Below are 18,037 nucleotides of genomic sequence, written 5' to 3' on the forward strand. Positions count from 1 at the left end.
CCTCGGGCAAGGGAAGGATTCCGCGTCCCGTCTGGAATTTGTGCTGCCTTGGTAATACCGTGTCGCTAGTCGGCCCTGCGCGGCCGTGGACGAGTACTTCCTTCTTGGAGGACTGGTATGGCCAACAAGGCCCAGCTGATCGAGGCGCTGACGGAGCGCCTGGGCGACAAGAAGGCCGCTTCCGAGGCGGTCGACGGTCTGGTCGACATCATCATCCGGACGGTCAACAAGGGCGAAAAGGTCAACATCACCGGCTTCGGGGTGTTCGAGAAGCGGGCTCGCGCGGCGCGGACGGCCCGGAACCCGCGCACCGGTGAGGCCGTGCGGGTCAAGAAGACCAACGTGCCGGCGTTCCGCGCCGGGACCACCTTCAAGGACGTCATTTCCGGCGCGAAGAAGCTGGCCAAGGCAGCACCGGTCAAGCGCGCGGCCGCGGGCACCCGCGCACCCACGACGACGCGGGCGACGACATCCCGCGCGGCGGCGGCGAAGCCGGCGGCGGCTCGTGCGACGGCCACGCGGACCCGCGCGACGGCGGCGAAACCGGCTACGGCAACGCGCGCGACGGCGGCGAAGGCAGCCCCGAAGACGACCACGACGCGGGCGAAGGCGGCCCCGAAGACCGCGGCGGCGAAGCCGGCCGCGGCCAGGTCGACGGCGGCGAAGACGACGGCCGCGAAGCCGGCGACGGCGGCGAAGGCGACCACGGCCCGGAAACCGGCGGCGGCGAAGACCACGACGGCCCGGAGGACCACGGCCGCCAAGGCTCCCGCCCGGCGGACCACGGCCGCGAAGAAGAGCTGACCACCCGAAACTGTCGTACCCCTGCGGTAACGTGAAATCCGGGGGACCCCTTGGGGGGTACCTCTGGGGGCGCGTGACTTTCCGGCCAGGGCCCCGCGTGTGCTGCGCGGGGCCCTGCCGCGTTTCCGGAGCCGGCAGGGGAACGCGGGCGGGCTCCTCGGGTGCGTCCGCGTTACCCGCTGCCAAGATCCGCCGTCCGAACGGGACCCGTGCACCACCCGCTCGGAGCACCCGGCCGCCCCGGGACCGGTTCCGCCCAATTTCGCAAAGTTGCTTGAGCGCCCGGCCGAGTGATGCCACGCTGCGTTCCTCGGGGTCCGCGTCCGGCGGGTGCCCTGCGGCGCGCGCGAACCCTGGGGGCGACCACCATCGACATCCGGCTGCTCGGCCCGTTCCAGGCGCTCGTCGGCGGCTCGCCGGTCGTGCTGACCAGTTCCCGGCAGCGTGCGCTGCTCGCGACGCTGGCCTTGTCCGCGGGACGCCTGGTGTCGATCGACGCGCTCGCGCGCGGCGTCTGGGGCGAAGAGCCACCCGCGCACATCCGCGGCAGCCTGCAGACCTACGTCATGCGGCTGCGCCGGCTGTGCGGCGAAGAAACCGTCGTCACCGAACCGGACGGGTACCGGCTGGTCGTCGACCCGTCCCGGGTGGACGCCCTGCGTTTCCTCCGCACCCTCGACCAGGCCGCCGCAGCGACCGAACCCACCCGCCGCCGCGGCCTGCTCACCGCCGCGCTCGCCGCCTGGGGTGGCGTGCCGCTCGAAGGTGTCGGTTCTCCCGCGCTCGCCGCGGAATGGGGGCCGCTGCTGACCGAGCGGTACCTCTTCGCCGTGGAGCAGCGCATCGACCTCGACGCCGGGCTCGTCCCCGACGCCCGGCTCGTCGCCGAGCTCACCGACCTCGTCGCCCAGCACCCGCTGCGGGAATCGTTGTGGGAACGGCTGGTGCGCGTCCTGGCCCGGTCCGGCCGCCGCGCCGAGGCGCTGGCCCGCTACGCCGGGCTTCGCTCGTTGCTGGCCGACGAGCTGGGCGTCGAGCCCGGGGAGGACCTGCGCCGCCTGCACGCCGAACTGCTCACCGCCGACACCGAACCCGCCGTTCACACGGTGCCGCGGCAGCTGCCCTTCGACGTCGCCGGGTTCACCGGCCGCGGCCCCGAACTCGCCGAACTCGACCGCCTCCCGCCCGGCGGCGCGTCCGGCATCGTCGTCATCGAAGGGACGGCGGGCGTCGGGAAGACGTCGCTGGCCGTGCACTGGTCGCACCGCGTCCGCGACCGCTTTCCCGGCGGTCAGCTGTTCCTCGACCTGCGCGGCCACTCCGCGGACACGCCCGTCACCCCGGACGCCGCCCTGGCCGGCTTCCTCCGCGCCCTCGGCGAGCCGGCCGAGACGCTGCCTTCCACAGTGGAGGAACGTTCGGCGCTCCTGCGCAGCCGGCTGGCCGGCAGCCGCACGCTCATGCTGCTCGACAACGCCCGCGACGCCGACCAGGTCCGGCCGCTCCTGCCCGGCCCCGGCAACCTCGTCGTCGTGACCAGCCGCAACCAGCTGCGCGGCGTCGTCGCCCGCGACGGCGCCCGCCGGATCACCTTGCGCTCCTTCGACGACCAGGACGCCACCGCGCTGCTCGCCGGCAGCGTCGGACCGCAGCGTCTCGCCGCCGAACCCGCCGCCGTCGCCGAGCTCGTCCAGCTCTGCGGCCGGCTCCCGCTCGCGCTGGCGCTGGCCGGGGAACGCGCGTCGCGGTTTTCCGGCGTCTCGCTCGCGGGGATCGTCGAAGAGCTGCGCGACCAGCGCCTGCGGCTCGACACCCTGCGCGACCCGCAGGACGCCGGCACCGACCTGCGCGCCGCGTTCTCGTGGTCGTACAAGGCGTTGCGGCCGGCCGCCGCGCGCTTCTTCCGGCTGCTGGGCCTGCACCCCGGCCACGGCTTCAGCCTGTCTTCGGCCGCCGCGCTGGCCGGGGCGAACCTGCGCGAGGCCCGCGAGCTCGCCGACCAGCTCGCCGCCGCGCACCTGCTCAACCAGCCCAGCACCGACCGCTACCAGTTCCACGACCTCCTGCGCGTCTACGCGGCCGAGCTCGTCGAAACCGAGACGACGGCGGCCGAACGCGCGGCCGCGCGGCGCCGGCTCCTCGACTGGTACCTCGCGAGCGTCGCCGAAGCGACCAAGCTCGTCCGCCCCGACCTGCTCACCGACGACATCACGCTCGGCCCCGCGCCGGTGCCCGCCATCCGGTTCACCCAGCACGAACAGACGATCGCCTGGTACACGACCGAACGCACGGCCCTCACCGCGCTCGTCGGCGTCGCGGCCGGAAACGGCTTCACCGCCCACGCCTGGAAGCTCGCGTGGCTGCTGCGCGGGTTCTTCGCCGAACGCCACGACCGCGACGACTGGATCACGACGGCCCGGACGGCCGTCGCCGCCACCCGCGAAGCCGGCGACAACACCGGCTTGCAGTACAGCGCCAACAACCTCGGGTCGGCCTACCTGCGCACCCTCCAGCCCGACAAGGCCCTCGAAGCCCTGGAAGAGGCGCGCGCGGCGTCCGAAGCCGGCGACGGAACCGCGCTGGCGGTCGCGATCCTGTCCAACCTCGCCGGCGCGTACTACGTCCGGGCCGAGTACGCGGAAGCCGAGCGCTACGCCCTCCAGGCAGTTCGTCTCGCGCGCGACCACGGCCAGCGGACGTTCGTGCCGCACGCCCTCCTCAACGTCAGCGCGAGCCGCATCGGCCTGCGCAACTACGACAACGCCGCCGAAGCGGCGCAGGCCGCGCACCAAGCCTTCGCCGACTTGGGCGACCGCTACCACGCGGCGCTGGCGCTGGGGAACGTCGCCGAAGCGCTCGAAGGGGCCGGCCGGCAGGACGAGGCGGAGAAGGCGGGCCTGGAAGCGCTCACCGAGCTGAAGGAGCTGAACGCCGAGTACGGCACGATCGACGTCCGGATCACCCTCGGCCGCCTCAAGCTCCGCACCGGCCGGGACGAGGAGGCGCGGGAGCATTGGGCCGAGGCGCTGACCGTCTGCCAGCGCCTCGGCGACCCCCGCATCCCGGAGATCCGGGCTCTGCTGGCGACGGTGCCGACAGACAGACCCCCGGCCCGGGATGCGCCGTACCCCTAGCCCGGCGCAGCCCAGCGGGACCCGGACCCAGTACACCAAGATCGACTGTCACCGCACTGTCGCCGGACGGGCGAGCGGCTCAGGAACGGGTCGGGGACGGCGTGGGCAACGCGCTCGGGTGGTAGTCGGCCGCCAGGAGGACCGGGCCCTTCTCCGCCGTCGGTGCCCGGAACGACAGCACCCAGAACGAGCCCTTCTTGCTCGGCACCACGCCGCCTCGGGCCGCCTGGAGCTCCACTCCGTCGCGGTCGGCCAGCGCGCTGATCAGGTCCGGGATCACGCCGCCCTGGCTGCACACCACCGGCGTCCCGCCGTCGCCCGCCACCGCCAGCAGCCGCGCGACGCCCAGCACCGGGTCCGGCCAGTACCCGTCTTCCGACAGCAGTGGCTCGTGCCGCACCTCGAGCCCGAGGTCGTCGGCGATCCCGTGCACCGTCTGCACGCAGCGCAGCCGCGGTGCCGAGAGCACCCGGTCCGGTCCGTACAGCGCCAGCACCCGCCGCAACGCCGAGGCCTGCCGCACCCCCGCTTCCGACAGCGGCCGGAGGTCGTCGTCGCCGGTCCAGTCGTCGCGCTTGCCCGCCTTCGCGTGCCGCACCAGCACCAGCGTCGTCAGGCCTGCCGGCACCTCGCAGAACGCGCGCAGCACCCGCACGTCCTCCTGGCGTGTCAGCAGTCTCTCCGCCGCCGTCGGGTCGAGCCAGCGCAGCTCGTCGACCTCGTCGTTCGCGGCGAACTCGCCGGACACGGCTTCGGCGCTGAAGTAGTCGACCGTCTTCGGGACCGTGCCGGAGCCGGTGCGCGCGGGCACCCGGTACTCCGTCCGGGCCAGGTAGCGGCCCAGGACCGCGTCGAACCCGGTCTCTTCCTTCACTTCCCGTACGGCGGCTTCGGCGGTCGCCTCGCCGGGGTCGAGCTTTCCCTTCGGCAACGACCAGTCGCCGTACCGCGGGCGGTGCACCAGGGCGACTTCGGCCGCCTTGCCGGCACCGCGCCACAGCACCGCGCCGGCCGCCCGTACCTCCTGGGTCATCCGGCGGCCCCGTGCAGCTTCGCCAGCTCCAGCTGGTGATCGCGCACCCGCGAGCCGTCGGCCGGGAACGGCGACCACTCGCCGCTCGCGGTCAGCACCCAGCACCGCGTCGCCGGATCGAGCGCCGAGTTGAAGATGTCATCGAGCTGCCCGGTCAGCTTCGGGTCCTTGACGCGCACCAGCGCCTCGATCCGCCGGTCCAGGTTGCGGTGCATCATGTCCGCGCTGCCGATCCAGTGCGTGCCGCCGGCGCGGAAGTGGAAGACCCGCGAGTGCTCCAGGAACCGGCCCAGGATCGACCGGACGTGGATGTTCTCGGAAAGCCCTTCGACGCCGGGCTTCAGCGTGCAGATCCCGCGCACCACGATCTCGACCGGCACCCCGGCCTGCGACGCGTGGTAGAGCGCGTCGATGACCTGCTCGTCGACCAGCGAGTTGCACTTGATCCGGATGCCGGCGTTCTGCCCGGCGCGCGCCAGCTCGATCTCTTCGCCGATCGCGCGCACGATGCCGCGGCGGATGCCGTGCGGCGACGTCAGGATCGTCCGGTAGGTGTCCTGGCGGGAGTAGCCGGTCAGCACGTTGAACAGGTCGGTGACGTCCGCGCCGATGCTCGGGTCGGCGGTGAACAGGCCGATGTCCTCGTAGAGCCGCGCGGTCTTCGGGTTGTAGTTGCCGGTGCCGATGTGGCAGTAGCGGCGGATGGTCGAGCCCTCCTGGCGCACGATCATCGACACCTTGCAGTGCGTCTTCAGCCCGACCAGGCCGTACACGACGTGCACGCCCGCGCGCTCCAGCGTCCGCGCCCAGGTGATGTTCGCCTGCTCGTCGAACCGCGCCTTGATCTCGACCAGCGCGACGACCTGCTTGCCCGCCTCCGCCGCGTCGATCAGCGCGTCGACGATCGGGGAGTCACCCGACGTCCGGTACAGCGTCTGCTTGATCGCGAGGACCTTCGAGTCGGCCGCCGCCTGCTCGATGAACCGCTGCACGCTCGTGGAGAACGAGTCGTACGGGTGGTGCACCAGCACGTCGCCCTCGCGCAGCGTCGCGAAGACGCTCTTCGGCGTCTCGCGCTCGCCGAACGCGGGGTGCGTCGCCGGCACGAACGGCCGGTCCTTCAGCTCCTTGCGGTCCACACCGGACAGCTGGTGCAGGCAGGTCAGGTCGAGCAGGCCGGGCACCTCGACGACGTCGGCCGGGTCGACGTCCAGCTCGCGCAGCAGCAGCTCGAGCATGTGCTCGCTCATGTCCTGCGCGACCTCGAGGCGCACCGGCGGGCCGAACCGGCGCTGCGCCAGCTCGCGCTCGAGGGCCTGCAGGAGGTCTTCGTCGCGGTCTTCGTCGACCTCGAAGTCGGCGTTGCGGGTGACGCGGAAGACGTGGTGCTCGGTGACGTCCATCCCGGTGAACAGCTCGCCGAGGTGCGCGGCGATGAGCTCTTCGAGGGGCAGGAACGTCGCCGTCCGGCTGGTCCGCTCGGTCTCGACGCGCATCAGGCGCTGGACGTTGCTCGGCACCTTCACCCGGGCGAAGCGCTCGGTGCCGCCCTCCGGGTCGCGGACCGTGACCGCGAGGTTGAGCGAAAGGCCCGAAATGTACGGGAACGGGTGCGCCGGGTCGACGGCCAGCGGCGTCAGCACCGGGAAGATCTGCTCGGAGAAGTAGCTGGACAGCCGGAGCTGGTCGGCGCCGGAGAGGTCGGCCCAGCCGACGATCAGGATGTCGTGCTCGGCCAGCTGCGGGCGCAGGTGCTTCTCGAACGCGCCGGTCTGCCGCTCGACCAGGTCCTGGTTGCGCTTGGCGATGTAGTCGAGCTGCTCGCGCGGGGTGAGCCCGTCCGCGCTGCGCACCAGGAGGCCGGTCTCGTCGCGGCGCTTCAGGCCGGCGACGCGGACCATGTAGAACTCGTCCAGATTGGACGCGAAGATCGCGAGGAACTTCGTCCGTTCGAGCAGCGGCTGCGACTCGTCCTCGGCCAGCGCGAGCACGCGGGCGTTGAAGTCCTGCCACGAGAGCTCGCGGTTGAAGTACCGGTCGTCCGGCAGGGTCTCGGTGGCGGCCGGGGCGGTGGTGACCGCGGGCGGCGCCGACGGGACGGCGCGGAACTCCTCGGCGCCGCGTGCGTTGCCCTGCGCGGCGCTGCGGCGCCGGGTCGTCGACGTGGCGGGCGTGCTCTTGCGGACTCTGGCCTTCCCGGCGGTGGCACGGGCGGCGGTGTCGCGCGCGGTGGACTTCGACGGGACCTTCTTCGCCGCCACCGGTTTGGCCGCGGTGGTCTTCTTCGCCGATTCCGAAGATCCGCTTGCCGGGTTCCGTCGCCTCCGCGGTGCGGGCGTGCTGCCGTCGTCTGTGCTCACGGCCCCCATTCTTCACTAAGCACGGCGGATTTGCTCCGGCCGCGGTGAAGGTCGGATGAACAGCTGTGCGGTGTGTTTCCCGACACCCAGCGCGCGCACGTGGGCGAGGTCATCCGGGGTGTCGACGTCGCTGCGCAGGCTCGGGAGCGGGTTTTTCAGCGGAACGGCCCCGGAGGCGGTGTGCTCGCGCGCGGAGCCCGGGCCGAAGCGCGGGTCGAGGGGCGCGCCGGGGGCCGACAGCAGGAGGGTGGTGCCGGTGCCCTGGCGATCGGCGACGAAGGCGCGGTTTCCGGCTGCTTCGGCGAGGGCATCGGCCAGGTCGCCGGCGCGCAGGGCGGGGAGGTCGGCTTGCAGGGCGCCGACGATCGCCCGGGGGTCGTCTCTCCGGAGGAGTTCCGCGCCGTGGCGGAAGGCGGCGTTGAGGGTTTTCTCGGCGGGTTCGGCGACGATTTCGACGCCGAGCTCGGCGAGTTCGGCGACGGCCCCGGGATCGGCGGCGACGAGCAGGACCCGCCGGACGTGCGCACCCGAGGTGACGGCGGCGAGGGTGTCGGCGGCGAGGGCGAGGACGAGGCCGGGGTGGCGTTCGGCTTCGACGGCGCCACGCAGCCGCGACTTGCCGTCGCGGGGGTGTTTCATCGGCACGACCAGGTCCACGTCCACCCGTCCATCTTTACCCGAAACGGCGGGTGGGTGTCGGCAGGAGGGGCGGGTTGTCCACAGGCGACGGGTGTTGTGGACAAGTGCGGGGGTGGGGTGGTTTCGGGGCCGGGTGGTGTCGGTGGGCGCCGATACGCTCGAGACGGGGTGGCCCCCAGGGAGGGCGGGTTGTGCTGGGGACCCGATGGCAAGAACGACTCGTTCACCTCGCCGGACGACCACCCACCGGGTTCGAAGGTCTTGAATGAGTCATTCAGGACCTCCGAAGACCTGAATGACTCATTCAAGACAGCGGACCCGGCCGGGCGACTTGGCCGAGACCCTGTCGCCCGGACTCCCCGGCACCCCGCTGATCACCGCCTCGACCTCGGCGAAGGCACCCTCCCTGGACTGCCCTCACCCCGGCGCGGCAGGATCTGGGGCGGACGTGACGCGTGGAGGAGGAGATCGTGGCCCGGCGTGAGAAGGGCGGCTTCTGGGTGGGGTTGGCCGCCGCTGTGTTCTACCCGCTCACCGGCATCGCGCGGCGGGTTTACGCCGGGAACGAAAAAGTTCCGCGGCAGGGACCTGCGCTGCTCGTCCTGAACCACATTTCGCACCTCGATCCCATCGTCGACGCCGTCTTCGTGCACCGGCAGAAGCGGGTTCCGCGCTTCCTCGGCAAGGAGAGCCTGACCCGGACCCCCGTCTTCGGGAAGGTCTTCGTCGGCTCGGGGCAGATCCCGGTTTCGCGCGGCTCGGCCGCCGCCGGGGACAGCCTCAAGGCCGCGCACCAGGCCCTGCAAGAGGGCAAGATCGTCGTCATCTACCCCGAGGGCACGATCACCAAGGACCCCGCCGGCTGGCCGAAGGAGTCCTTCACCGGCGCCGCGCGGCTCGCGCTGCAGAACGACGTCCCCGTGATCCCCATCGCGCGCTGGGGCACCAGCGAGCTCTTCAACGGCTACACCAAGAAGTTCAAGCCGTTCCCGCGCAAGACCATCACGCACAAGGTCGGCGACCCGATCGACCTCTCGGCCTACCGCGAAGGCAGCGCGCGCAGCGCGTCGAAGCTGCGGGAGGTCACCAAGGTCATGATGGACGACGTGACCCGCCTGCTCGGCGAGATCCGGCACGAGGAACCGCCGTCGGCCAAGCCGGGGGACCCCGCCTGATGCGCGCCGACGTCCAGCGGGTCACCGTGCTCGGGGCCGGCTCCTGGGGCACCGCCTTCGCGAAGGTGCTCGGCGACGCCGGCCGCGACGTCACCATGTGGGCACGCCGCGAGCAGGTCGCCGAGGACATCCGCGAGCGGCACGTCAACAGCGCCTACCTGCCCGGTGTCGGCCTGCCGGAGAACATCACCGCCACGACCGACCCGGTGAAAGCCCTCGAAGGAGCCCAGGCCGTCGTCCTGGGCGTGCCCAGCCAAAGCCTGCGGGCGAACCTCTCGGAGTGGCGCCCCCTGCTGCCGCCCGACGCGATCCTCGTCAGCCTCGCCAAGGGCGTCGAGCTCGGCACGCTCAAGCGGATGAGCGAGGTCATCGGCGAGATCGTCGGGATCGACCCCGGCGACGTCGTCGTCGTCACCGGGCCGAACCTGTCCAAGGAGATCGCCGCCGGGCAGCCGGCCGCGGCGGTGCTCGCCTGCGCCGACCACGAACGCGCCGTCGCGATCCAGCGCGCCTGCGCGAACTCCTACTTCCGCCCCTACACCAACACCGACGTCGTCGGCTGCGAGCTCGGCGGCGCCTGCAAGAACGTCATCGCGCTCAGCACCGGGATGGCCGCGGGCCTCGGCCTCGGCACCAACACGATGGCGACGCTCATCACCCGCGGCCTGGCCGAAATGGCCCGCCTCGGCGCGAAACTGGGCGCCGACCCGCTGACGTTCGCCGGGCTCGCCGGCGTCGGCGACCTGGTCGCGACCTGCTCGTCGCCGCTTTCGCGCAACCGGACGTTCGGCGAGCGCCTCGGCCGCGGCGAGACCCTCGAACAGGCGCAGGCCGCGGGCGGTGGGCAGGTCGCCGAGGGCGTCATGTCGTGCTCGTCGATCCGGGCACTGGCCCTGAGCGTCGGTGTCGACATGCCGATCACCGACGCGATGCACCGCGTCTGCCACGAAGGCGTCGACCCGCGGCAGGCCGGCGCGGAGCTGCTGGGCCGCTCGCAGAAGCACGAGTGGTCCTGAGCCTCCCGGCAGGTGGGACGTCTTGACCGGGTCGAGGCGGTAGGGAACGCTGAGCGCCATGTTCGCGTGCGAGATGACTGAGCTGCGGGGCCGCCACGGCCTTCGCGCCGTCATGTGCGCGTGTCGCTGTTGTCGGTGAACCCCGCCCCGGCCCAGTTCGACACCCCTTTCTCTTCCGTGAGGACCCTCATGTTCGCCGTTCCGGACAACACCCTGCTGCGTCCCGAGAACCCCGCGCTGCGCCACCCGGTGCGCGTCGCGCTGGAGGTCGCCGCCGACCGCGACCGCTGGAAGCACCTGCTGCGCTACGACCCCGACCAGCGTTTCGCGACGCTCGTCGAGAAGGACGGACAGCAGGAGGTCTGGCTGATGAGCTGGCTGCCCGGCCAGCGCACCGACCTGCACGACCACGCGTTCGCCAGCGGCGCGTTCACGCTGGTCAGCGGGCACCTGACGGAGGCGGTGGCCCGCCGCGCGCCGGGTGGGCGCGCGATCACCGAGCTGCACGCGCTCTCGGCGGGGCAGTCGCGGGTGTTCGGCCCGGGGTACGTGCACGAGGTGCGCAACGACGGCCCGGACCCGGCGATCTCGATCCACGTCTACCGCGACGCCGAGCGCGAGATGCGCTCCTACCACCTGGACCCGCTGGGCGGCCCGGTCCTGGACTGAACCACTCAGTCCAGGTCGCCGCGGGCCCGGAACTCGCGCTCGATCGCCGCCCGGTCCGCGCCGCCCGCCAGCAGCATGTGCAGCAGGATGCGGGACTTGCGCACGTCCAGCCAGCCGGCCATCGTCGCGCCCATCGCGATCAGGCTCGACTCCGACCCGTGGAAGCCGTACGTCGACCGCAGCGTCGGGCCCGCGCCCGTCCGCGAAGCGACGACCACCGGCAACGACGGCACCAGCCGCGCCACCACGTCGGCCGTGCCCGCCGAAACGTGGCCCACGCCCGTCGCCGCCAGCACGACTCCGCGCACTCCAGGCTGCGAAGCGGCGTACGAGAGCACCGCGCCCGAGTCGTCCAAGCCGGCTTCGACCACCGGCACCAGCCCCGAAAAGTCCGTCCCGGCCAAGGCGGGAAATCGCGGCGGCGACGGGTGGAAGTAGTGCACCGCCCCTTCGACGACCATGCCGAGCGGACCCGCGGGCGCCGACGAGAACGCCTCCAGGTGGCTCGAATGCGCCTTCCGCACCCAGCGCGCCGCGTGGACGTCGTCGTTCAGCGTCACCAGCACACCCCGCCCGCGGCTGCGCGGATCGGCCGCGACCGTCAGGGCGGTGCGCAGGTTCGCCGGGCCGTCCGGGCTGAGCAGGCCCGCGTTGCGCATCGCCCCGGTGACGACCACCGGGATCTCCGACGGCCAGCACAGCTCCAGGAAGTAAGCGGTCTCCTCCAGGGTGTCGGTGCCCTGGACGACGACGAACCCGTCGGCGTCCTGCCGCAGCCCCCATTCGCGGCACCGCAGCAGCGTCGCGAAGTCCATCGACGCGCTGCCGATCCCGGCCAGCGTCTCGGCGAGCACGTCCATCGGCAGGTCGCCGATCCCGCCGATCAGTTCCGCGGCGCCGAGCCGCGGGACGGCGCCGCCTTCGCCGCCGACGGGAGCCATGGAGATGGTGCCGCCCAGGGTGGCGACCGCGATCAGGGGACGTGCCATGCCGTCACCTTATTCAGGCGCCCTTGACCGCCTGGATCGTGTAGCTCGCGGCCAATCGCGACGGCGTGTCCTTCATCCGCCATTCGTCGGTGGCCTCGTCGTGCGTCATCTGCCCGGGGATCGCGTTCCACGGGACGCTGTCGTGCTCGGTGAACGCGGTCAGCGTGAGGCCGTGGTCCAGCAGCGCGGTGATGATCTCGCCGAGCGAATGCGCCCACTCGTGGTTCACCGTGTGGGTCAGCTCACGGTCGACCTCGACGTAGGTGTTCGGCTCGTCGAACACCATCGGCTCGGCGTGCTCGAAGTACGGGTAGTGCGGCGCCGCCGGGTCGTTCTCGTCCAGCGTGCCCAGCATCGGATGACCTTCGCGGATGAACAGGCGCCCGCCCGGGCGCAGCAGCCCGGCGACCACCGACGCCCAACGATCGACCGACGGCAGCCAGCACAACGCGCCGATCCCCGTGTAGACCAGGTCGAACCGTCCGGCACCCAGCACCTCGACGGCGTCGTACACGTTCGCTTCGTGGAAGTCGATCCCGGCGCCCGCGGCGGACGCGAGCCGCCGCGCTTCCGCCAGAGAGGCCGCCGAGAAGTCGAGGCCCGTCACCGAAGCGCCCAGCCGGGACAGGGAAACCGTGTCCGTGCCGATGTGGCACTGCAGGTGCACCGCGCGGAGCCCGGTGACGTCGCCCAGCCGGGGCCGGTCGAACCGGACCACGTGGCTGAGGTACGCCGGATCCGCGATGAAGCCGGCGAAGTTGTAGTCCGGCGACGCCGCGTGCAGCGGCGCCCGCTCGTCCCAGTTGGCCTTGTTCAGGGCGAACGAGTCCGTCACGGCGTCGCGGCCCGCTCGGCCGCGCTGCGCAGCACGCAGAACTCGTTGCCCTCGGGGTCGGCGAGCACGGCCCAGCCCGTGCCGTCCGGTTTGCGGAGGTCGTTCACCAGCGTCGCGCCCAGGCCGAGCAGCCGGTCGACCTCCTCGTCGCGCGGTCCGTCCGGCCGCAGGCACACGTGGAGCCGGTTCTTCACCGTCTTCGGTTCCGGAACGCGCAGGAACAGCAGGTCGATCCCGCCCTCGAGCTCGATGCCGCACTCGTCGTCCCCGGGCTGGTCCTCGTCGGGAACCGGCTTTCCGGTGACCTGACTCCAGAATTGGCAGAGCGCGTAGGGGTCGGCGCAGTCGACGGACACGTGCAGGACGGACGAAGGCATGGCACTCCTCGGGATCGGGTGCCGCCGAGTCTGGCGGAGCCCCGCCGCGAGGGCGAGCCGATTTCAGGAAGCCAGCGCCAGGCCCGCCGTCCGGTGCACGCGGCGGCTGTCGTCGACGATGAGGATCTCGCAGTCCGGCCGGTCGGCCGCCCAGGTGATGCCCTCGGCGCCCATCGCGAAGGCCGCGGTGGCCAGCGCGTCGGCGGTGACCAGGTCGCCCGCCACGACGGTGACGCTCATCAGCCCGGTCGCCGGCGCTCCCGAACGGCCGTCGAGGATGTGCGAGCCGCGCTCGTAGGCCGCCGACGTCGCGATGGCGCCGTTGCGCGACTCCAGCACCGCGCACACGGCGAGGGGCTGCTCGGGGTGGCGGATGCCGACCCGCCACGGACGTCCCGGCTCCGGTTCACCCGCGGTGACGACGTCGCCGCCGGCGTTGAGGCAGAACGTCGTCGCGCCCTCGGCCTTGAGCATGTCGGCGGCGCGCTGCACCGCCCAGCCCTTCACCACCGCGCACGGGTCGAGGCCGCGGCCGGGCAGCCGCGCGCGGAACGCGCCGCCGGAGAGCTGTTCGTAGTACGCGCAGAGTTCCAGGACCTCCAGGAGGTCGTCGGTCAGCCCGTCCGCGGTGAGCTCGCCGCGGTCGTACCGGCTGACTTCGCTGTCCTCCTTGAACGGGCTGAACTTCGCGTCGACGTCGCGGAACCAGGCGAAGACCTCGTCGACGATCTCGGCGAAGTCGCCTTGATCCCGAAGGTCGAGAGAGATCGGCAGGCCCATCACCTGCTCGACGCGCGTGGTCATCTGTTGCCCCGGGCGTCGATGGCCGCCTGCAGCGACGTCTTGTACGACTCGCTCGTCTCGGTCGCGCCGGTGATCGTGTCGATGTCGGCGCTCTGCGCTTTCATGGCTTCCTGCTGCAGCCGCGGCAACGCGGTGAGCGCGCGGCCGTCGTCCGGGGCCTGCAGCAGCGTGACCGCGACCATCCGGGTGCCGGTGAACGTGACCTCGACCTGCACCGTCCCGTAGGTGCTCGACTCCGGCGTGCCCTGGGTCGTGACTGTCGCGTTCGCACTGTCCGGAGTGGACGGAGCCGACGAGGGAGACGTCGAGTTCGGCGGAGCGGGTGCGGTGGACGGAGCGGCGACGCTCGGCGGCGGAGCGGCGACGGCGGTGTTGTGCACCGGCCCCGGCTCGAACCGCCAGACCGCGATGAACCCCGCGATCGACAGCGCGACGACGAAGATGGTCCGTTTCACTGGAATGTCCCCCTAGGCCGCGAGGCTGAAGCGTTCGGCGTGGACCTGGGCTTTCGGCACGCGCAGCTCCCGCAGGCTGCGCAGCACGGCCGACGTCATCCCCGGCGGGCCGCAGACGAACACGTCCCGCTCGTGCACGTCCGGCACCATCATGTGCAGGTTCGCCGGGCCGAGCATCGCCCCGCGCGGCCCGACCGCCTGGTCGGATCCGGCGAGGACGCTCACCACCGCGCCGCGGGCCTTGGCGAGCCCGTTCAGCTCGGGCAGCAGCACCGCGTCGGCCTGGGTGCGCACCCGGTAGAGGACGACGACGTGGCCGTCGATGTCCTCCAGCAGCGCGCGGATCGGCGTGATGCCGACGCCGCCCGCCACGAGCAGCGCGTTGGGCCGCTGCTGGTGGATCGTCGTGAACGCGCCGTACGGGCCTTCGGCGAACACGCGCGTCCCGATCCGCAGGCTGCGCAGCGACGCGCTCGAGTCGCCGAGCGCCTTCGCGGTCAGGCGCAGCGTGCGGCCGTCAGGCGCGGCGGACAGCGAGAACGGGTTGGCCTGGTACCAGCGGTCCTTCGTGAGGAACCGCCACAGGAAGAACTGGCCCGCGCGCGCCGGCATCTTGTCGAGCTTTTTGCCCGTCATGTACACCGAAACCACGTCCGGGGCCTCGGAAACCACCGCGGTGACGCGCAGCTGGTGGCGCAGGTTCCGCCACAGGGGGAGCACGACGCGCCCGGCGAGGACAGCGGCCCCGGCCCCGAGCCACATCGTCCACCAGTACGCCTTGGCCGTCGGCGCACTCGCGAACGACGTGCCGAGCGCGATCTGGTGCGTGAACGCCAGCACGATGGCCGCGTAGGTGTAGAGGTGGATGAAGTGCCACGTCTCGTAGGCCAGCCGCTTGCGCGCGAACTTCGCCGAAGCCGCGCCCACGATGAGGATGACGGCGAACGCGACCAGCGCCCGCAGGATCCCTTCGAGGGTGTTGGCCATTTCGACCAGTTCGTCGACGACGCCCTTGTTCGAGACCTCCGCGTACCCGAACGAGATGAACACCAGGTGCGCCAGGAGGGTCCACAGGATCGTGAAGCCGGTCCAGCGGTGCCACGTCGTGAGGCGGTCCATCCCGATCCGCCGGTCCAGCCAGGGCAGCCGGGCCACGAGCAGCAGCTGGACGGCCATCGCCAGCGCGCCGTACATCCCGGCGAGCCTGCCGATGCTGATGAGCACGTTCTGCGACAGCCCGGCCTCGGCGAAGAGCACCGTGACGGCGGCCACGTTGGCGCCCAGGAAGATGAAGAGGCCGGATTTCGCGGCGATCCGGGGGCGGATCGCCGGGCGCGTGGCCTCGGCGGTCTGCGTCATGCTGGTCACACGGATCCCCCTCGGGTTCGGTTCACGACGCTCAGCCTCGCGACGCAGCCTGTGGCGAGTCTGGGTACGGGCTGTCGGATTCCTGTCGGCCCGCGCCACCGGTCGCCGCCCGCGCGTGCGCCGGGAGAAGATGGACTGGTGCAGCCCTCCGAACCCGTGCGCCTGCTCGTCGTCGACGACGAGCCGCACATCGCCGACCTGGTCGCCACCGTCGCCCGGTACGAGGGCTGGCAGGCGGTCACGGCCGGGTCCGGCAAGGCCGCGCTGACCCAGGCCGCGGAGTTCGGGCCGGACATCGTCGTGCTCGACCTGATGCTGCCCGACCTGGACGGCTTCACCGTGCTCGACCGCCTCCGGGAGAACGGCAGCGCGGTGCCCGTGGTGTTCCTCACGGCCAAGGACGCGACGGCCGACCGGATCGCCGGGCTCACCCGCGGGGGTGACGACTACCTCGTGAAACCGTTTTCCGTCGAGGAGCTGATGGCGCGGTTGCGGGCGGTGCTGCGGCGCAGCACCGGCGTCGCACACCAGGCGGCGGCGCGCGGGGCCGTGCTGCGCGTCGGGGACCTGACCCTGGACGAGGACACCCGCGAGGTCCGCCGCGGCGACGGGCCGCCCGCCGAGCTGACGCCGACCGAGTACGAGCTGCTGCGCTACCTCATGCGCCGCTCGCCCTCGGTGCTGACGAAGGCGCAGATCCTCGACCACGTCTGGGAGTACGACTTCGGCGGCCGGTCCAATGTGGTCGAACTGGTCATCTCGCACCTGCGGCGCAAGGTCGACGCGGGTGATGGCGAACCGCTGATCCACACCGTGCGCGGCGTCGGGTACGTCGTGCGCCAGGTCAACCGGTGAAGCGCTTCTTCCGCCGGTGGTACGGGGCCTGGCGGCGCACGCGGCTGGGCACCCGGATCACGCTCGGCCTCGGCGCGCTCGCGCTGGTCGTGTTCGCGGCCGTCGGCGTGACGACGGTCGGGATCATGCACGGCTACCTCGACCGGCGGCTCGACGAGCAGCTGTCCAAGAGCCAGAACACCCAGCTCCCGCAGCTGCGGGAGACGCACGGCTCGCCGCAGTCGGTGTACTCGTGGTACTCGGCGCTGTACAAGGTGCGCGGCGGCGTCGCGACGCCCCAGCCCGGCGGCCAGCTGCCCGGGGACGCCAAGCAGCTCGCGAAGATCGCCGTCGACGCGGTGGACGGCGACGTCACGCGGACCGTCTACCTCTACGGCGACGGGCCGTACCGGGTGCGCGCGTGCCCGGTCGACAACGGTTCGGTGCTGCTGTCCGCCGCGCCGCAGAAGGACCTCGACGGCACGGTCCAGCAGCTGATCTGGGTGGAGGTCGGCGCGTTCGCGTTCGCGCTGGCCGTGCTGGTGGTCGTCGGGCGGCTGGTGCTGAGCCGGGGCCTGCGTCCGCTGGCGGACATGGCGGGCACCGCGCACGACATCGCGTCGCACGACCTCACCGCGAACCCCGCCCTGCCGGTCCGCGCGGCGGGGACCGGCGGCGGCGCCGAAGTCGACGAGCTGCGGACGGCGTTCAACGTGATGCTCGCGCACATCGACACGTCCCTGGCGGCGAAGACCGAGGCGAACGAGCGGTTGCGCCGGTTCGTCGCGGACGCGTCGCACGAACTGCGGACGCCGTTGACGTCGATCCGGGGCTACGCCGACCTTTTCCGCTACGCGGCGGCGAACGAGCCGGCGGAGCGGGAAGCGCACCTGGCGAAGATCCGCTCCGAGACGGCGCGGATGAGCGTCCTCGTCGACGACCTCCTGCTGCTGGCCCGGCTGGACGCGCGGGCCGCGGAGACGCCGTTGCGGCCGGAGCGCGTCGACCTGGCCGAGCTGGCCGGCGACGCCGCGGACGCGTTCGCCGCCGGGCGGCCGGACCACCCGTTGACTCTTTCCGCGGCGCCCGCGCAGGTGGACGCCGACCCGGTGCGGCTGCGGCAGGTGTTCGACAACCTGCTGGCGAACGCCGCCGTGCACACCCCGCCCGGGACCGCGGTGCACGTCTCGGTGGCGGCGTCGGAGTCCGAAGCCGTCGTGCGGGTGACCGACGCCGGGCCGGGGATCGCGCTCGCCGATCAGGAGCGGATCTTCGACCGGTTCTTCCGCGTCGACGACTCGCGCACGCGCGGCAACGGCGGCACCGGGCTCGGGCTGTCGGTGGTCCAGTCCCTCGTGACGGCGCACGGCGGCACGGTGTCGGTGTCCTCGGAGCCGGGCCACACGGCGTTCACGGTCCGGCTGCCGCTCGCCGGTCGTGAGTGAGAAACAGTGGTAACTAGTCAGGTGGTTGCGGGGCTGGTTGGAAGCCAGGGGTTTCCGGTGATGGCGTCGCGGAGTGCGGTGATGACGTTGAGGCCGTTCT

16 protein-coding genes are annotated in these 18,037 nt (G+C 72.2%); 7 read left to right on the plus strand and 9 right to left on the minus strand.

What is annotated here, in order from left to right; all coding sequences use genetic code 11:
• Positions 1-117 precede the first annotated feature (117 nt).
• Together QQ657_RS17800 and QQ657_RS17805 are read left to right on the plus strand one after the other, a co-directional pair.
• On the plus strand, positions 118-804 hold the full coding sequence (locus tag QQ657_RS17800; RefSeq protein WP_284743268.1) for an HU family DNA-binding protein: 687 nt from the start codon (positions 118-120) through the stop codon (positions 802-804).
• A 293-nt stretch (positions 805-1,097) separates the two neighbouring features.
• Positions 1,098-3,938 carry an AfsR/SARP family transcriptional regulator gene (locus QQ657_RS17805; protein ID WP_284743269.1) on the plus strand — a complete coding sequence of 947 codons (2,841 nt, stop codon included), beginning with the start codon at positions 1,098-1,100 and terminating at the stop codon, positions 3,936-3,938.
• A gap of 79 nt (positions 3,939-4,017) precedes the next feature.
• On the opposite strand, the gene QQ657_RS17810 is transcribed toward QQ657_RS17805, so the two are convergent.
• The 3 genes from QQ657_RS17810 to cofC are packed head-to-tail and all read right to left on the minus strand — an operon-like array spanning position 4,018 to position 7,994.
• Positions 4,018-4,971, minus strand: a complete 954-nt coding sequence (locus tag QQ657_RS17810) for an NUDIX hydrolase (protein WP_284743270.1) — start codon at positions 4,969-4,971, stop codon at positions 4,018-4,020.
• Positions 4,968-7,340: an RNA degradosome polyphosphate kinase gene (locus QQ657_RS17815; protein WP_284743271.1), complete on the minus strand. Its 2,373-nt coding sequence runs from the start codon at positions 7,338-7,340 to the stop codon at positions 4,968-4,970. The genes QQ657_RS17810 and QQ657_RS17815 overlap by 4 nt, the downstream gene beginning before the upstream one ends.
• Before the next feature lie 6 nt (positions 7,341-7,346).
• A complete protein-coding gene (cofC, locus tag QQ657_RS17820) occupies positions 7,347-7,994 on the minus strand; it encodes a 2-phospho-L-lactate guanylyltransferase (RefSeq protein WP_284743272.1) in 648 nt (215 codons plus the stop codon).
• A gap of 431 nt (positions 7,995-8,425) precedes the next feature.
• On the opposite strand from cofC, the gene QQ657_RS17825 reads away from it, so the two are divergent.
• The 3 genes from QQ657_RS17825 (at position 8,426) to QQ657_RS17835 (ending at position 10,830) form a co-directional block, all read left to right on the plus strand.
• Complete coding sequence (locus QQ657_RS17825) at positions 8,426-9,145, plus strand: lysophospholipid acyltransferase family protein (protein ID WP_284743273.1); 720 nt, start codon at positions 8,426-8,428, stop codon at positions 9,143-9,145.
• On the plus strand, positions 9,145-10,161 hold the full coding sequence (locus tag QQ657_RS17830; protein ID WP_284743274.1) for an NAD(P)H-dependent glycerol-3-phosphate dehydrogenase: 1,017 nt from the start codon (positions 9,145-9,147) through the stop codon (positions 10,159-10,161). Before QQ657_RS17825 ends, QQ657_RS17830 begins: the two co-directional genes overlap by 1 nt.
• A gap of 189 nt (positions 10,162-10,350) precedes the next feature.
• Positions 10,351-10,830, plus strand: a complete 480-nt coding sequence (locus QQ657_RS17835) for a cysteine dioxygenase (RefSeq protein WP_284743275.1) — start codon at positions 10,351-10,353, stop codon at positions 10,828-10,830.
• Positions 10,831-10,835: 5 nt separating this feature from the next.
• Here the strand turns inward: QQ657_RS17835 and QQ657_RS17840 are convergent, their stop codons facing one another.
• From QQ657_RS17840 to QQ657_RS17865, 6 genes are all read right to left on the minus strand, one after another.
• Entirely contained in the window at positions 10,836-11,819 is a 984-nt protein-coding gene (locus tag QQ657_RS17840) for an asparaginase (RefSeq protein WP_284743276.1), read from the minus strand.
• A 13-nt stretch (positions 11,820-11,832) separates the two neighbouring features.
• Positions 11,833-12,654, minus strand: coding sequence for a class I SAM-dependent methyltransferase (locus tag QQ657_RS17845; RefSeq protein WP_284743277.1), 822 nt, complete (start codon positions 12,652-12,654; stop codon positions 11,833-11,835).
• Positions 12,651-13,031: a VOC family protein gene (locus QQ657_RS17850; protein WP_284743278.1), complete on the minus strand. Its 381-nt coding sequence runs from the start codon at positions 13,029-13,031 to the stop codon at positions 12,651-12,653. Before QQ657_RS17850 ends, QQ657_RS17845 begins: the two co-directional genes overlap by 4 nt.
• A 63-nt stretch (positions 13,032-13,094) precedes the next feature.
• Positions 13,095-13,835, minus strand: a complete 741-nt coding sequence (locus QQ657_RS17855; protein WP_284743279.1) for an FAD:protein FMN transferase — start codon at positions 13,833-13,835, stop codon at positions 13,095-13,097.
• On the minus strand, positions 13,832-14,290 hold the full coding sequence (locus QQ657_RS17860) for an FMN-binding protein (RefSeq protein ID WP_284743280.1): 459 nt from the start codon (positions 14,288-14,290) through the stop codon (positions 13,832-13,834). Before QQ657_RS17860 ends, QQ657_RS17855 begins: the two co-directional genes overlap by 4 nt.
• A gap of 12 nt (positions 14,291-14,302) precedes the next feature.
• Entirely contained in the window at positions 14,303-15,649 is a 1,347-nt protein-coding gene (locus QQ657_RS17865) for a ferredoxin reductase family protein (RefSeq protein ID WP_284743281.1), read from the minus strand.
• A 147-nt stretch (positions 15,650-15,796) separates the two neighbouring features.
• Here QQ657_RS17865 and QQ657_RS17870 point away from each other — a divergent pair, with 147 nt between their 5' ends.
• Together QQ657_RS17870 and QQ657_RS17875 are read left to right on the plus strand one after the other, a co-directional pair.
• Positions 15,797-16,513 carry a response regulator transcription factor gene (locus QQ657_RS17870; RefSeq protein ID WP_284743282.1) on the plus strand — a complete coding sequence of 239 codons (717 nt, stop codon included), beginning with the start codon at positions 15,797-15,799 and terminating at the stop codon, positions 16,511-16,513.
• A complete protein-coding gene (locus tag QQ657_RS17875; RefSeq protein ID WP_284743283.1) occupies positions 16,510-17,937 on the plus strand; it encodes a sensor histidine kinase in 1,428 nt (475 codons plus the stop codon). Before QQ657_RS17870 ends, QQ657_RS17875 begins: the two co-directional genes overlap by 4 nt.
• Positions 17,938-18,037 lie beyond the last annotated feature (100 nt).

It is taken from the genome of Amycolatopsis ponsaeliensis (assembly GCF_030182635.1).
GTDB lineage: Bacteria > Actinomycetota > Actinomycetes > Mycobacteriales > Pseudonocardiaceae > Amycolatopsis > Amycolatopsis ponsaeliensis.

Bases quoted from the DNA above. Each gene is read 5' to 3' on its own strand.
- QQ657_RS17830 (WP_284743274.1), top strand. From the start codon at position 9,145: ATGCGCGCCGACGTCCAGCGGGTCACCGTGCTCGGGGCCGGCTCCTGG.
- QQ657_RS17810 (WP_284743270.1), bottom strand. From the start codon at position 4,971: ATGACCCAGGAGGTACGGGCGGCCGGCGCGGTGCTGTGGCGCGGTGCC.
- QQ657_RS17835 (WP_284743275.1), top strand. From the start codon at position 10,351: ATGTTCGCCGTTCCGGACAACACCCTGCTGCGTCCCGAGAACCCCGCG.
- QQ657_RS17815 (WP_284743271.1), bottom strand. From the start codon at position 7,340: ATGGGGGCCGTGAGCACAGACGACGGCAGCACGCCCGCACCGCGGAGG.
- QQ657_RS17840 (WP_284743276.1), bottom strand. From the start codon at position 11,819: ATGGCACGTCCCCTGATCGCGGTCGCCACCCTGGGCGGCACCATCTCC.
- QQ657_RS17865 (WP_284743281.1), bottom strand. From the start codon at position 15,649: ATGACGCAGACCGCCGAGGCCACGCGCCCGGCGATCCGCCCCCGGATC.
- QQ657_RS17805 (WP_284743269.1), top strand. From the start codon at position 1,098: ATGCCACGCTGCGTTCCTCGGGGTCCGCGTCCGGCGGGTGCCCTGCGG.
- QQ657_RS17800 (WP_284743268.1), top strand. From the start codon at position 118: ATGGCCAACAAGGCCCAGCTGATCGAGGCGCTGACGGAGCGCCTGGGC.
- QQ657_RS17855 (WP_284743279.1), bottom strand. From the start codon at position 13,835: ATGACCACGCGCGTCGAGCAGGTGATGGGCCTGCCGATCTCTCTCGAC.
- QQ657_RS17850 (WP_284743278.1), bottom strand. From the start codon at position 13,031: ATGCCTTCGTCCGTCCTGCACGTGTCCGTCGACTGCGCCGACCCCTAC.